A 12,255-nucleotide genomic window follows, 5' to 3' on the forward strand; every position below is an offset into this window, starting at 1 on the left:
GACGGCACCGCGGTCGAGATCGACCGCGGTGCCGTCGGGAGGCTAGGACGCGAGGACCTCGTCGAGCACGGTCGACGCAGCCTCTTCGTCGGTCTTCTCCGCGAGCGCGAGCTCGGAGATGAGGATCTGACGAGCCTTGGCCAGCATGCGCTTCTCGCCCGCGGACAGGCCGCGGTCCTGGTCGCGGCGCCACAGGTCGCGCACGACTTCGGAGACCTTGATCACGTCGCCGGAGGCGAGCTTCTCGAGGTTCGCCTTGTAGCGGCGCGACCAGTTGGTCGGCTCCTCGGTGAACGGCGCGCGCAGCACCTCGAACACCTTGTCGAGGCCGTCCTGGCCGATGACGTCGCGGACGCCGACCAGATCGACATTCTCGGCAGGGACCTCGATGACGAGATCACCCTGCGTGACGTTCAGCTTCAGGTATTTCTTGGTCTCGCCCTTGATGACGCGGTCTTTGACTTCGATGATCGTCGCGGCACCGTGGTGCGGATACACGACGGTTTCGCCAACCTCAAAAAGCATGAATGTATGTCCTTCCGGCAACTTTCAGGATATCACATTCGCGTTCATGCTAAGGTTCCGCCGCTGATCGCCCGGGCCGCGTCACGCCGTTAGGCTACACTCGGATCGATTCCTCGTGCGCGCCGTCACAGCTCGCGTGCACGCCCGTACTTGGAGGTTCTGTGAAGGCGCGTCTCGCGGCATCCGCTGTTCTGGCCCTGGGTCTCGCCATCGGCGCGACCGGCTGCTCGATGGTCACCTATCAGGCGACGACCGAGCACTACGACGCCAGCGACGGCGTCTCGCTCACCATCGGGGACCTCGCCCTGCGCAACGTCCTCGTCGTGAGCGAGGACGGCGAAGACGGCAACCTCATCATGACCGTGGTGAACACCGGCGAAGACGACCGGACGCTCGAGATCGAGCCCACCGGTGCCGACGTCGTCGAGCTCGAGGTCCCGGCCGGCGAGACGATCGTGCTGGGAACCGAGGAGACCGAGCCGGTGCTGCTCGAGGGCATCGACGCCGAGGTCGGCGGCCTGACCCCGATCTACTTCCGGTACTCCGGTATCGAGGGACTCGAGAAGCAGGTCCCCGTGCTGGACGACCGCCTGTACGAGGGCCTCGCCCCCTGAGCCCAGCGCCGGGCCGAGGCGCCCGACGCATGACGATGGCCGCGGCATCCGGACTCCGAGAGGAGCGGATGACGCGGCCATCGTGCTGACGGGCGCAGCTCCGGACGGTGTCGCTACGCCTCGAAGCGGTAGCCGAGTCCCCTGACGGTGACCAGCTGCACGGGCTCGGAGGGCTGCTTCTCGATCTTCGACCTGATGCGCTTGATGTGCACGTCGAGCGTCTTCGTGTCGCCGAAGTAGTCGGACCCCCACACGCGGTCGATCAACTGTCCTCGCGTGAGTACTCGCCCGGGATTGCGCATGAGCAGTTCGAGGAGCTCGAATTCCTTCAGGGGCATGGGCACGGGTTCCCCGTCGACCTCGACCGTGTGGCGATCGACGTCCATGCGGACCCGGCCGCCCTCGAGCAGTGCATCGTCGAAGTCCTCCGCGTCGATGCGACGACGCAGCACGGCGCGGATCCTGGCGAGGAGTTCGCGCGTCGAGTACGGCTTGGTGACGTAGTCGTCGGCCCCGAGTTCGAGCCCCACGACGATGTCGATCTCGGAGTCCTTCGCGGTGAGCATGATGATCGGCACGTTCGAGCGCGCACGGATCTCCCGGCACACCTCCGTGCCCGGCAGGCCCGGCAGCATGAGGTCGAGCAGGACCAGGTCGGCACCGGCTCGGTCGAAGGCGGCGATCGCGGCCGGCCCATCGGCCGCCACCTCGATCTCGTAGCCCTCGCGTTCGAGCAGGAAGCTCAGCGGGTCGCTCAGGGCGATCTCGTCCTCGACGAGCAGGATGCGGGTCACGGGGTTCTCTCCTCGGCTGGGGATCGGCGTTCCGCGCCGACGGTGGTCGTGGTCGTGGTCGGGTCAGCGGACGGGGTGCGGGGAGCGCTTCTTCGCGGCATCCGGTGCGGGCTTCTTCGATCCGCCGCGTCGCTCGCCGCCGCCGGCCGGCGCCGACGGGGAGACGGAGTCGGCGAGGGGCAGCCGGATCATGAACGTGGAACCTCGGCCCGGCTGGGACCACACGCGCACGTCGCCGCCGTGGTTCTGGACCGTGTGCTTCACGATGCTGAGGCCGAGCCCGGAGCCGCCGGTGTTGCGCGAGCGGGCCTGGTCGACGCGGAAGAACCGCTCGAACACGCGATCGAGGTCTTCGCCCTCGATGCCGATGCCCTGGTCGGTCACCGCGATCTCGACCGTGTGGTCGTCGACCTTGACGCCCACGCCGACGCGTCCGCCCTCGTTCGAGTAGGCGATGGCGTTCGCGACGAGGTTGTGCACGGCCACGATCATGAGCGCCCGATCGCCGTAGACCCGGGCGCCGGGCGCGACGCGGACGGCGACCTCGACGCGCTTCGCGGCGGCGACGATGCGGTTCTGGTCGACCGCCTCGGCCACGACCTCGTCGATCGAGACGAGCACGTCGGGTCGCAGGGCATCGCGCGCCTGCAGTCGGGAGAGCTCGATGACCTCGCTCGTGATGTGCGCGAGGCGGGTCGCCTCGGTCGAGAGCCGACTCGCGAACCGGCGGACCTGGACCGGTTCGTCGGCGGCCATCTCGAGCGCCTCGGCGAGCAGGCTCACCGAGGCGATGGGCGTCTTCAGCTCGTGGCTGATGTTGGCGACGAAGTCGCGGCGCACCTCGTCCAGCCGGTGCGCCTCGGTGCGGTCCTCGGCGAGGACCAGCACGAACCGCGTGCCGAGCCGGGCGACCAGGACGTGCAGCCGCATCGTGGCCTCGCCGTAGGGACCGCGCGTGACGGAGATCTCGTCGGCGATGGTCTCGCCGTCTCGGCGCACGGATGCCGCGAGCGCGAGCAGCTCGGGATGGGTCACCGCACCCGCGTGCACGAGGCCGAGCGCCTGTGCACCCGGCGATGCCTTGAGGACGTTGTTGGACGGATCGAGCACGATCCCCGCGGACTCCAGCACGTCGAGCACCTGCTCGACGCCCTCGGGGATGCTGGGCGCGATGACCTTCGCCGCCCGCGCCCCCCGTCGCTCCGCCATGTAGAGCATGACGAGGAAGCCGGCGCCGAGGAATGCGCCGAGGGCCAGCGCGACGAGCACCAACCAGATGGAGTCCATGTCTGTAGCGTAACCACACCGCGATCGGGCGAATCGCCGCAGGCGCTCGGCTGCGGCGGTAGGTTAACGAGTGTTCAGGCTCCCGGCACCTGACGTTCACCTTCGAACGCGACGATGGCCGGAGCCCGGCGCCAACCCGGGCGCTCCAGCGTGCGCTCCGCGTGCCGCTGCCGCCGAGAGAAGGAAGAGTCCATTCATGCGTGAGGTGTTCCAGCAGGAACTGCGGGAGGTCCAGGAGCGGCTCGTCGAGATCGCCGAGCTCGTGGCGACGTCGATCGACAAGGCCACTCGCGCATTCAACGAGTCCGACGTCACCCTCGCCGAGGAGGTGATCGCCGAGGACCACCGCATCGATCAGGGCACGGTCGCGCTCGACGAGCTCGCGATCACGATCCTCGCCAAGCAGCAGCCGGTCGCGCGCGACCTCCGCATCGTCGTGAGCGCCCTCCGCATCAGCGCCTCGCTCGAGCGCATGGGCGACATGTCGACGCACATCGCCCAGCTCGCCCGCTACCGGTTCCCCGACAAGGTCGTGCCCAAGAAGCTCCGCGGCACGTTCGCCGACATGGGGGCGCTCGACGTGGAGATCGCGCAGAAGCTCGCGCAGCTGCTGCGCACGGAGGACGTGAAGCTGGCCGAGGAGATCCGCAACGAGGACGACAAGGTCGACGACCTGCACCTCTCGGTCTTCGACACCGTGCTCGGCGAGAAGTGGAAGGGCGAGGCGGCCGACACCGTCGACGCCACCCTCGCGAGCCGGTACCACGAGCGCTTCGCCGACCACGCCGTCTCGATCGCGAAGAAGGTGCAGTACCTCGTCACGGGCGACTGGGACCCCGACCTCAACGCGGGGCTCTGAGCCCGAGGGGTCGGTCGCTCGGGCGGCGCGGCCGCGCGGGCATCCGCTCGCACCGGACCGTCGGTCACGCGACATCCGCTCGCACCGGCGCCGGAACGTCGAACGGGCGGGGGATCACTCCCCCGCCCGTTCGGCGTTGTACGACGGCCTCGGACTACTTCTTGCCCTGCGCGGCCACGGCGGCGGCACCGGCCGCGGCGGCCTCGGGGTCGAGGTAGCGGCTCGGGGCGATCGGCATGAAGTCATCGCCCAGCTCGTAGACCAGCGGGATGCCGGTCGGGATGTTCAGCTCGGCGATGTCGTCGTCGCTGATGCCGTCGAGGTGCTTGACGAGCGCGCGGAGCGAGTTGCCGTGCGCGGTCACGAGCACGGTCTTGCCCGCGGCGAGGTCGGGAACGATGCCGTCCTCCCAGTAGGGCAGCATGCGCGCGATGACGTCCTTCAGGCACTCGGTGCGCGGCAGCTCGTCATCGGCGAGGTCGGCGTACCGCGGGTCGCCGACCTGCGAGTACTCGGCGTCGTCGGCGAGGACCGGCGGCGGCACGTCGAACGAGCGACGCCAGAGCTGGAACTGCTCCGGGCCGTACTTCTCGAGGGTCTCGGCCTTGTCGAGCCCCTGCAGGGCGCCGTAGTGGCGCTCGTTCAGGCGCCAGGTTCGACGCACGTCGATCCAGGCGCGGTCGGCGACGTCGAGCGAGATGTTCGCGGTCTGGATCGCGCGCGTGAGCACCGAGGTGTGCAGCACGTCGGGGAGGAGGCCGGACTCGGCCAGCAGCTCGCCCGCGCGCGCGGCCTCGGTGCGTCCGAGTTCGCTGAGCCGGACGTCGACCCAACCGGTGAACAGGTTCTTCTGGTTCCATTCGCTGTTGCCGTGGCGAAGCAGCACGAGGGTGTGAGGCATGACTCCAGCCTAGCCGTGAGGCATCCTCCGCCCCGCCCCGCGTCGGCCGGTGACGCGGGCCCGGCTCCGCTCGCATCCGGATGCCGCGTGCGTGCGCTGCTGGCAGACTTGGCAGATGCCGCCCGACGCCTCGCCCCATCCGCGGCGCGTGCGCCCGGGCCAGCGCATCGGAACCGTGACGCGCGGGACGACGAACACCAACCGGTTGAGGCGCGTCGACCGGTGGATCGCGGCGCATCCGGCCTTCCGGCACGCGGTCGAGCCATTGGTGGTCGACCTCGGGTACGGCGCGAGCGGGGTGACGGCCCTCGAGCTCGCCTCGCGACTCGCGCAGGCGCGGCCCGACGTGCAGGTGCTCGGCCTGGAGATCGAGCCCGAGCGCGTCCGGATCGCGAACGAGCAGCTCGACCGCGTTCGCTCGGGCGGCACCCACTTCGATCCGGCGATCGCGGCGGCGTTCGCCGTCGGCGGGTTCGAGGTCCCGACGCCCGGCGGCGTGCGTCCGGCCGTCATCCGCGCCTTCAACGTGCTCCGCCAGTACGGCGAGGGCGAGGTGGCCGATGCCTGGGCCCTGATGACCTCCCGGCTCGCCCCCGGCGGACTCCTCGTCGAGGGCACGTGCGACGAGCTCGGCCGCGTCTCCAGTTGGGTGGGGCTCGGGCCGTCCGGCCCGAGGACCTTCACGATCAGCCTCCGGCGCACGGGCCTCGACCGACCGTCCGTCGTCGCCGAGCGACTGCCGAAGGCGCTCATCCACCGCAACGTCCCCGGTGAGCGCATCCACGACCTGCTCGGCGCGCTCGACCGTGCCTGGCAGGTGCACGCGCCGATGACCGTCTACGGACCGTCGCAGCGCTGGATCGCCACTACCGCGAGCCTTCGGCATGAGGGCTGGCCGGTGGTGGGCGGGCCGCGCCGAGCACGCCTGGGCGAGCTCACCGTGCCGTGGCCCGCCGTCGCGCCCGGCTGAACTCGTCCGCGAGGAGCGAGGTCAGGGCCTCGCGCCGAGCCGCGGCAGGCGTGGGATGTCGACTGCGGCACGCGCATCGGCCGGCACGATCTCGACCTGGGCGGCCGCCACGTCGGTGCCATGGCTCTCGACGATGAGCGGGAGGTCCCCGGGCACCGCGCGCTTCACGACGGCGAGGGCGACCGGACCGAGTTCGTGATGCATGGCGCTGGAGGTGATGCGGCCGACGACCCGCCGCTCGGGCGCCTCGCCCTCGACGGGCTCGGGGCGCACCTTCTCTCCGATGACCTCGTCGCCGGGGGCCGGGAGCACCGTGTCGCTGCCGTCGAGGTGCAGCAGCACGAGACGGCGCGGGGGACGGCCGAGGTTCAGCACCTTCGCGACCGTCTCCTGGCCCTTGTAGCAGCCCTTGCCGAGGTCGACGGCGCTCTGCAGCCAGTCGAGCTCGTGGGGCAGGCTCTTCTCGTCGACCTCGGTGGCGAGTCGCGGACGCCACGCGGCGATGCGCAGCGCCTCGAGCGCGAGGAGGCCCGCGACCTCGACCCGACCCGACCGGATCGCCGCCGCCGCATCCGACATGGTCCGGCGCGGGACGATTCGCTCGATCAGGTGCCAATCGGATGCCGGGTGGCCGGCCTCGTTCGCGTAGCGGTGCGTGCCGGGGATGCGCGTCGACCACGGGTCGACCCAGTCGACCGCCACGCCCGCGGGCTCGGCGGGAAGGGCGGCGTCGAGCGCGGCCGCCGACATGGCGCCGAGCACGGCGAACCCATCGGTGCGATCGACGACCGCGACCCGCAGCATGAAGCGCATGCGGTCGAGGAAGGAGGCCAGCGGGGCGGCATCCGATCGCTCGCAGACGAGCCAGGCCGTCTCGCCGTCGTCGACGACGTGCACGACGTGCTCGATGTGCCCGGCCGCGTCGAGGAAGAGCGCCTCGGCGCTCTCGCCGGGCCGCAGGCGGGCCAGCGACTGGCTCGCCATGGAGTGCAGCCAGGTCAGGCGGTCGGGACCCGTGACCGTGACGATGCCGCGATCGGAGAGGTCGACGATCGCCTGACCGCGCTCGAGGCGGCGCTGTTCGACGATGGGGTTGCCGTAGTGGCCGGCGACGCCCGCGTCGACGCCCTCGGCGGGCACGGCTCCGGGCAGGGAGAGGAACGGGGAGTCCGGCATCAGTCGACCTTCGCGAGGCGTGCGGAAGCGTGGGTTCGCAGGTCCTGGCCGAGGGCCGCGATGTCCCAGGCCCAGAGCAGGTGGCCCTCGACGAGCCCGTAGAGCCTCGTCGCGGCCGCGTAGTCCTTCGCGCCGGCGCCGCGCATCACGGCGTCGGTCGCCAAGTCGACGCGCGGCCCCTTGACCTGGCCGAGGTACAGCTCGGAGACGCCCCCGGGGTGCACGAGCGAGACCTCGAGGTCGAACCCGCCGTCGGCGTTGCGGAGCGCCTCGACGTCATCGGCCGTGCCGTAGCGCGACGCGCCCACGCCGGGCAGCAGCGCGGGGCCGGGGTCGGCGTCCTCGAGCCGGCGGGCGATGCGCCAGTAGCCGGTCTCGGTCGCCAGCGGGCGCGGCTCGCCGTCGGGGCCCTCGGCGAAGAGCCACGTGTACGAGGAGTAGTTCAGGTGCGGGAGGCCGTCATGGCTGAAGCTCACGCGCTGGCCGAACTCGTACGTGATCTTCTCGTCGCCGACGGTGTAGTCGATGACGCCGGATCCCTCCCAGACTCCGAGGAGCCAGGAGAGCGGGACGAGCTCGGCCGGGAGGTCGACGGGGAGGTCGATCATGCGCTCAGCGCTGCCCCTTGAAGAGCTTGTAGACCACGACGCCGCTGATCCACGCGATCGAGAGGCTCGCGAGACCGAGCAGTCCGATGAAGAGGAGTTCGAGGGCGAGCAGCTGCGACATGATCCGAGTCTATCCGCTCAGGCGATGACCGTCGGCGCGACGACGGCGGCCGCGACGGCGACCACCACGGCAGCGCCCGCGACGCTCGCGCTCGCGCGCAGGACGAATCCCTGGGGTCGGCGCGTCATGAGCTGCGCGAGCAGCGAGGCGAGCACGGATGCCGCGAAGACGACGCCCAGCGCATCGAAGACGCCGAGCGGGCCGCTGTCGCCGAACCACTCCTGCGTGCCGCCGAACGCGAGCCCCAGCACGACCGCTGCGCCGACGAGGGCGAGCAGCCAGACCGCGGCCACCGCGATGCCGCCTCCGCGTGTATCGTTCTGCGTCTGCATGTCGTCCTCGTTCGTGTCACCGTGCGGCACGTGCTGTCCCGTAGTATTGACGAACTTACTCCTGGAGGGGTGTACGTGGCGCAGCTCTTGATCCTGTCGCCGGCGGCAAACGACGAAGTTCTCCCGGCGCTGTCCCTGTTGTCTCATCGAACGCGGATCATTCCCGCATCGCCTGAGCAGTTGGTCAGAGCGCCGGAATCCGATCTCGTCTTCCTCGACGCCCGCACCAACCTCGCCGGAGCGAAGGCGCTGTCGCAGATCCTGCGGACGACCGGGCTCTCCTCGCCGCTCATCCTGATCGTCACCGAGGGCGGCCTCACCGCGGTCACGCCCGACTGGGGCATCGACGACGTCGTGCTCGAGCACGCCGGCCCAGCCGAGGTCGATGCCCGCATCCGCCTCGCGCTGGGACGCGCGCAGGCGAGCCAGCCCAATGAGCGCATCCAGACCTCCGGCGTCGTCATCGACGAGGCCAGCTACTCGGCGAAGGTGCACGGACGCACGCTCGACCTCACCTACAAGGAGTTCGAGCTCCTCCGCTTCCTGGCCGCGCATCCGTCGCGCGTGTTCACGCGCGAGCAACTGCTCAGCGAGGTGTGGGGCTACGACTACTTCGGCGGCACGCGCACCGTCGACGTGCACGTGCGTCGCCTGCGGGCCAAGCTCGGCGACCTCGACAGCCTCATCGGCACCGTCCGCAACGTCGGCTACCGCTTCAACGTGCACGAGGACGACGAGGGCGCCCCCGTCACGACGCGTTGACACGCTGTTCATCGCTCGAATCCTCGCGGATGGCATTATGAGTCAATGAGCACCGACAGCGCCCTCGACAGCGACCGCACGTCGAGCGACTTCGACGACGACTTCGAGCCCTTCGACATCGAAGGCGCCCCCGAACTCCCCGCGGAGCGCTACCTCGACCGAGAGCTCAGCTGGCTCGCGTTCAACCGTCGCGTGCTCGAACTGGCCGAGGATCCCAAGCTCCCCGTGCTCGAGCGCGCCAACTTCCTCGCCATCTTCGCGTCGAACCTCGACGAGTTCTTCATGGTCCGCGTCGCAGGCCTCAAGCGACGCATCGTGACCGGCCTGGCCGTGCCGACGAACGTCGGCCGGGCGCCGCTCGACGTGCTGTCCGACATCTCCCGGCAAGCGCACGAACTGCAGGAACGCCACGCGAACGTGTACCAGGACCTCGTGAAGCCCGCCCTCGCCGAGGCCGGCATCCGCGTCGTGACCTGGGAGGCGCTCGGCGACGACGCCCGCGAGCACCTCCGGGAGTACTTCTCGAGCCAGATCTTCCCGGTCCTCATGCCGCTCGCGGTCGATCCGGCCCACCCGTTCCCATACATCTCCGGGCTCTCGCTCAACCTCTCGGTGCGCGTGCGCAACAGCCGCAGCGGCCGTCAGGAGTTCGCGCGCGTGAAGGTGCCGCAGATGCTCCCCCGCTTCGTGCGGGTCGACCCGGCCGAATCCATCGAGGATGCCAGGTACATCACGCTCGAGGACCTCATCGCCAACCACCTCGGCGACCTCTTCCCCGGCATGGAGATCCTGGCGCACCACGTGTTCAGGGTCACCCGCAACGAGGACGTCGAGATCGAGGAGGACGAGACCGAGAACCTCATCAAGGCCCTCGAGAAGGAGCTGCTGCGACGTCGCTTCGGCCCGCCCATCCGCCTCGAGGTCACCGACGACATGGACGAGGTCACCCTCGGGCTCCTCGTGCGCGAGCTCGACGTCACCGAGCACGAGGTGTTCCGGCTCCCGGCCCCGCTCGACCTCGGCGGCCTGTTCGTCCTCTCCAGGCTCGACCGGCCCGAACTCCACTACCCGACGCACGTCCCCGTGACCGCGGCGCAGCTCCAGCCGTCCGACACGAACATCCGCGCCGACATCTTCAAGGCCGTGTCCCGTCAGGACGTCCTGCTCCACCACCCGTACGAGTCGTTCGCGACCAGCGTGCAGGCCTTCCTCGAGCAGGCCGCCGCCGACCCCGACGTGCTGGCGATCAAGCAGACCCTGTACCGCACCTCGGGCGACAGCCCGATCGTCGAGGCGCTCATCGACGCCGCAGAGTCGGGCAAGCAGGTGCTCGCGCTCGTCGAGATCAAGGCGCGATTCGACGAGCAGGCCAACATCACGTGGGCGCGCAAGCTCGAGAAGGCCGGGGTGCACGTGGTCTACGGCCTCGTCGGGCTGAAGACGCACTGCAAGCTCGCCCTGGTCATCCGACAGGAGAAGGGCACCCTCCGCCACTACAGCCACATCGGCACCGGCAACTACAACCCCAAGACCAGTCGCATCTACGAGGACCTCGGCCTCCTCACCGCCGACGACCAGGTCGGCAAGGACCTCACCCGCCTCTTCAACGAGCTCTCGGGCTACGCCATCGAGAAGAAGTTCAAGCGCCTGCTCGTGGCACCGCTGCACCTGCGCAAGGGACTCCTGAAGCTCATCGCGGCCGAGGTCCGCAACGCCGAGCAGGGCAAGCCCGCCGGCATCCGCATCAAGGTGAACTCCATGGTCGACGAGGCGATCATCGACGCCCTGTACCGCGCCTCGAACGCGGGCGTGAAGGTGGAGATCTGGGTCAGGGGCATCTGCAGCCTGCGCCCCGGCATCCCAGGGCTCAGCGAGAACATCACGGTCCGCTCGATCCTCGGCCGCTACCTCGAGCACTCGCGCATCTTCTCGTTCGTCAACGACGGCGACACGCAGATCCACATCGGCTCGGCCGACATGATGCATCGCAACCTCGACCGCCGGGTCGAAGCCCTGGTGCGGCTCACCGAGCCGGCGCATGTCGCCGAGGTCACCGCCCTGTTCGACCGCGCCATGGACGACCGCACGAGCTCATGGCACCTCGACGGCGACGGCGTGTGGACGCGCCACACCGTCGACGAGGACGGCGCCCCGCTCGACGACCTCCAGGCCGCGCTCATGCTCGAGATCGGGCAGCGGCGCCAGCGATCCGGGCACCGCCGGTGAAGGCTGAGACGGCCGTCTACGCGGCGGGCGCCGTGTGCTGGCGCATCATCGACGGGCGCATGCACGTGCTGCTCATCCACCGCACCGTGCACGGCGACGTCACCATCCCCAAGGGCAAGGTCGACCCGGGCGAGTCGCTCCCCCAGACGGCCGTTCGCGAGATCGCCGAGGAGACCGGGCTGGCGATCGCCCTCGGCGTCCCGCTCGGCATCTCGCGCTACCTGATGCCGAACGGGCGCGAGAAGGTGGTCCACTACTGGGCCGGCGAGGTCAGCGACCAAGCGCTGCAGCGTTCGACCTTCAAGCCGAACGGCGAGGTCGCGGCGCTCGAGTGGGTCACCGTCAAGCGCGCACGCAGCTACCTCTCGTACGCGCCCGACGTCGAGATCCTCGAGAGCTTCGCGGCCCTCGTCGACCAGGGGGTCACCAGCACGTTCCCGCTCATCCTTCTGCGCCACGGCAAGGCCGTCTCCCGCGATTCGTGGAAGGGCGAGGACACCGCTCGGCCCCTGAGCCGTCGGGGCGTCGAGCAGGCGGCGGCCCTCGTCGAGACGATCCGGGCGTGGCATCCGACCCGGATCGTGTCGAGCCCGGCCGTGCGCTGCGTCACGACCGTGCGGCCGCTCTCGGCGGCGAACGGCGTCGAGGTCAAGCTCGACGCCCGGATCAGCCAGGACGCGTGGACGCACGGCGACGCGGACGTGCGACGGGTCGTCGGCAAGCGGGTGCGGTCGGGCCGCTCCGCGGTCATCTGCAGCCACGGGCCGGTGCTCCCCGACATCGTCCGGGAGATCGCCCTCGCCACCTCGACACCACTCGGCTCCTACGTGACGGACGCCGCCGAACTCGAGCCGGGCGGCTTCAGCGTCGTGCACCTGTCAGCGACGAATTCCGGTTCGGGCATCATCTCGATCGAGACCCACGCGCCTCGCGCCTGACCTGTGAGATCCCCCCGAAACCGGCTGGGATCCGCATCGGACAGCGGTCGTTCACCTTCCGTTCACCACTTCAGCGCATGCTCGTAAGGCGCGCTGCATAGCGTCGCAGGCGGGTCGGCACCGACCCGGTACCTGCATTCGA

At 70.0% G+C, this 12,255-nt stretch carries 13 protein-coding genes; 6 read left to right on the forward strand and 7 right to left on the reverse strand.

Annotated features, from left to right (window positions below; translation table 11 throughout):
- Positions 1-42 precede the first annotated feature (42 nt).
- Positions 43-525: a CarD family transcriptional regulator gene (locus GQQ95_RS08920; RefSeq protein WP_156997324.1), complete on the reverse strand. Its 483-nt coding sequence runs from the start codon at positions 523-525 to the stop codon at positions 43-45.
- Positions 526-686: 161 nt separating this feature from the next.
- Here GQQ95_RS08920 and GQQ95_RS08925 point away from each other — a divergent pair, with 161 nt between their 5' ends.
- Complete coding sequence (locus GQQ95_RS08925; protein WP_157427322.1) at positions 687-1,139, forward strand: hypothetical protein; 453 nt, start codon at positions 687-689, stop codon at positions 1,137-1,139.
- Positions 1,140-1,252: 113 nt separating this feature from the next.
- Here the strand turns inward: GQQ95_RS08925 and GQQ95_RS08930 are convergent, their stop codons facing one another.
- Both GQQ95_RS08930 and GQQ95_RS08935 read right to left on the reverse strand, forming a co-directional pair.
- Positions 1,253-1,933, reverse strand: a complete 681-nt coding sequence (locus tag GQQ95_RS08930) for a response regulator transcription factor (RefSeq protein ID WP_157427323.1) — start codon at positions 1,931-1,933, stop codon at positions 1,253-1,255.
- Between the two features lie 63 nt (positions 1,934-1,996).
- Positions 1,997-3,220 (reverse strand): sensor histidine kinase, encoded by a 1,224-nt coding sequence (locus GQQ95_RS08935; RefSeq protein WP_157427324.1) that lies wholly within the window; start codon positions 3,218-3,220, stop codon positions 1,997-1,999.
- Between the two features lie 196 nt (positions 3,221-3,416).
- On the opposite strand from GQQ95_RS08935, the gene phoU reads away from it, so the two are divergent.
- On the forward strand, positions 3,417-4,079 hold the full coding sequence (gene phoU, locus GQQ95_RS08940) for a phosphate signaling complex protein PhoU (protein ID WP_157427325.1): 663 nt from the start codon (positions 3,417-3,419) through the stop codon (positions 4,077-4,079).
- Between the two features lie 154 nt (positions 4,080-4,233).
- Here the strand turns inward: phoU and GQQ95_RS08945 are convergent, their stop codons facing one another.
- Complete coding sequence (locus GQQ95_RS08945; RefSeq protein WP_157427326.1) at positions 4,234-4,980, reverse strand: phosphoglyceromutase; 747 nt, start codon at positions 4,978-4,980, stop codon at positions 4,234-4,236.
- A gap of 115 nt (positions 4,981-5,095) precedes the next feature.
- On the opposite strand from GQQ95_RS08945, the gene GQQ95_RS08950 reads away from it, so the two are divergent.
- Complete coding sequence (locus GQQ95_RS08950) at positions 5,096-5,950, forward strand: class I SAM-dependent methyltransferase (protein ID WP_157427327.1); 855 nt, start codon at positions 5,096-5,098, stop codon at positions 5,948-5,950.
- A gap of 21 nt (positions 5,951-5,971) precedes the next feature.
- On the opposite strand, the gene ygfZ is transcribed toward GQQ95_RS08950, so the two are convergent.
- The 3 genes from ygfZ to GQQ95_RS08965 all read right to left on the reverse strand — a co-directional run bounded on the left by ygfZ (position 5,972) and on the right by GQQ95_RS08965 (position 8,187).
- Positions 5,972-7,126: a CAF17-like 4Fe-4S cluster assembly/insertion protein YgfZ gene (gene ygfZ / locus GQQ95_RS08955; protein ID WP_157427328.1), complete on the reverse strand. Its 1,155-nt coding sequence runs from the start codon at positions 7,124-7,126 to the stop codon at positions 5,972-5,974.
- Positions 7,126-7,734 (reverse strand): nitrobindin family protein, encoded by a 609-nt coding sequence (locus GQQ95_RS08960; protein WP_157427329.1) that lies wholly within the window; start codon positions 7,732-7,734, stop codon positions 7,126-7,128. The genes ygfZ and GQQ95_RS08960 overlap by 1 nt, the downstream gene beginning before the upstream one ends.
- A gap of 138 nt (positions 7,735-7,872) precedes the next feature.
- On the reverse strand, positions 7,873-8,187 hold the full coding sequence (locus GQQ95_RS08965) for a hypothetical protein (RefSeq protein ID WP_157427330.1): 315 nt from the start codon (positions 8,185-8,187) through the stop codon (positions 7,873-7,875).
- A gap of 75 nt (positions 8,188-8,262) precedes the next feature.
- Between GQQ95_RS08965 and GQQ95_RS08970 the strand changes: the two genes are divergently transcribed.
- The 3 genes from GQQ95_RS08970 to GQQ95_RS08980 are packed head-to-tail and all read left to right on the forward strand — an operon-like array spanning position 8,263 to position 12,113.
- A complete protein-coding gene (locus GQQ95_RS08970; RefSeq protein WP_157427331.1) occupies positions 8,263-8,949 on the forward strand; it encodes a response regulator transcription factor in 687 nt (228 codons plus the stop codon).
- Positions 8,950-8,994: 45 nt separating this feature from the next.
- Positions 8,995-11,175, forward strand: coding sequence for an RNA degradosome polyphosphate kinase (locus GQQ95_RS08975; protein ID WP_157427332.1), 2,181 nt, complete (start codon positions 8,995-8,997; stop codon positions 11,173-11,175).
- Positions 11,172-12,113 carry an NUDIX hydrolase gene (locus GQQ95_RS08980; RefSeq protein ID WP_281352027.1) on the forward strand — a complete coding sequence of 314 codons (942 nt, stop codon included), beginning with the start codon at positions 11,172-11,174 and terminating at the stop codon, positions 12,111-12,113. The genes GQQ95_RS08975 and GQQ95_RS08980 overlap by 4 nt, the downstream gene beginning before the upstream one ends.
- Positions 12,114-12,255 lie beyond the last annotated feature (142 nt).

The organism is Agromyces salentinus, assembly GCF_009749395.1.
GTDB classification, from domain to species: domain Bacteria; phylum Actinomycetota; class Actinomycetes; order Actinomycetales; family Microbacteriaceae; genus Agromyces; species Agromyces salentinus.

Coding starts and splice junctions, on each gene's coding strand:
- GQQ95_RS08975 (WP_157427332.1), top strand. CDS start 8,995: ATGAGCACCGACAGCGCCCTCGACAGCGACCGCACGTCGAGCGACTTC.
- GQQ95_RS08950 (WP_157427327.1), top strand. CDS start 5,096: ATGCCGCCCGACGCCTCGCCCCATCCGCGGCGCGTGCGCCCGGGCCAG.
- GQQ95_RS08945 (WP_157427326.1), bottom strand. CDS start 4,980: ATGCCTCACACCCTCGTGCTGCTTCGCCACGGCAACAGCGAATGGAAC.
- GQQ95_RS08935 (WP_157427324.1), bottom strand. CDS start 3,220: ATGGACTCCATCTGGTTGGTGCTCGTCGCGCTGGCCCTCGGCGCATTC.
- GQQ95_RS08960 (WP_157427329.1), bottom strand. CDS start 7,734: ATGATCGACCTCCCCGTCGACCTCCCGGCCGAGCTCGTCCCGCTCTCC.
- GQQ95_RS08965 (WP_157427330.1), bottom strand. CDS start 8,187: ATGCAGACGCAGAACGATACACGCGGAGGCGGCATCGCGGTGGCCGCG.
- GQQ95_RS08920 (WP_156997324.1), bottom strand. CDS start 525: ATGCTTTTTGAGGTTGGCGAAACCGTCGTGTATCCGCACCACGGTGCC.
- ygfZ (WP_157427328.1), bottom strand. CDS start 7,126: ATGCCGGACTCCCCGTTCCTCTCCCTGCCCGGAGCCGTGCCCGCCGAG.
- phoU (WP_157427325.1), top strand. CDS start 3,417: ATGCGTGAGGTGTTCCAGCAGGAACTGCGGGAGGTCCAGGAGCGGCTC.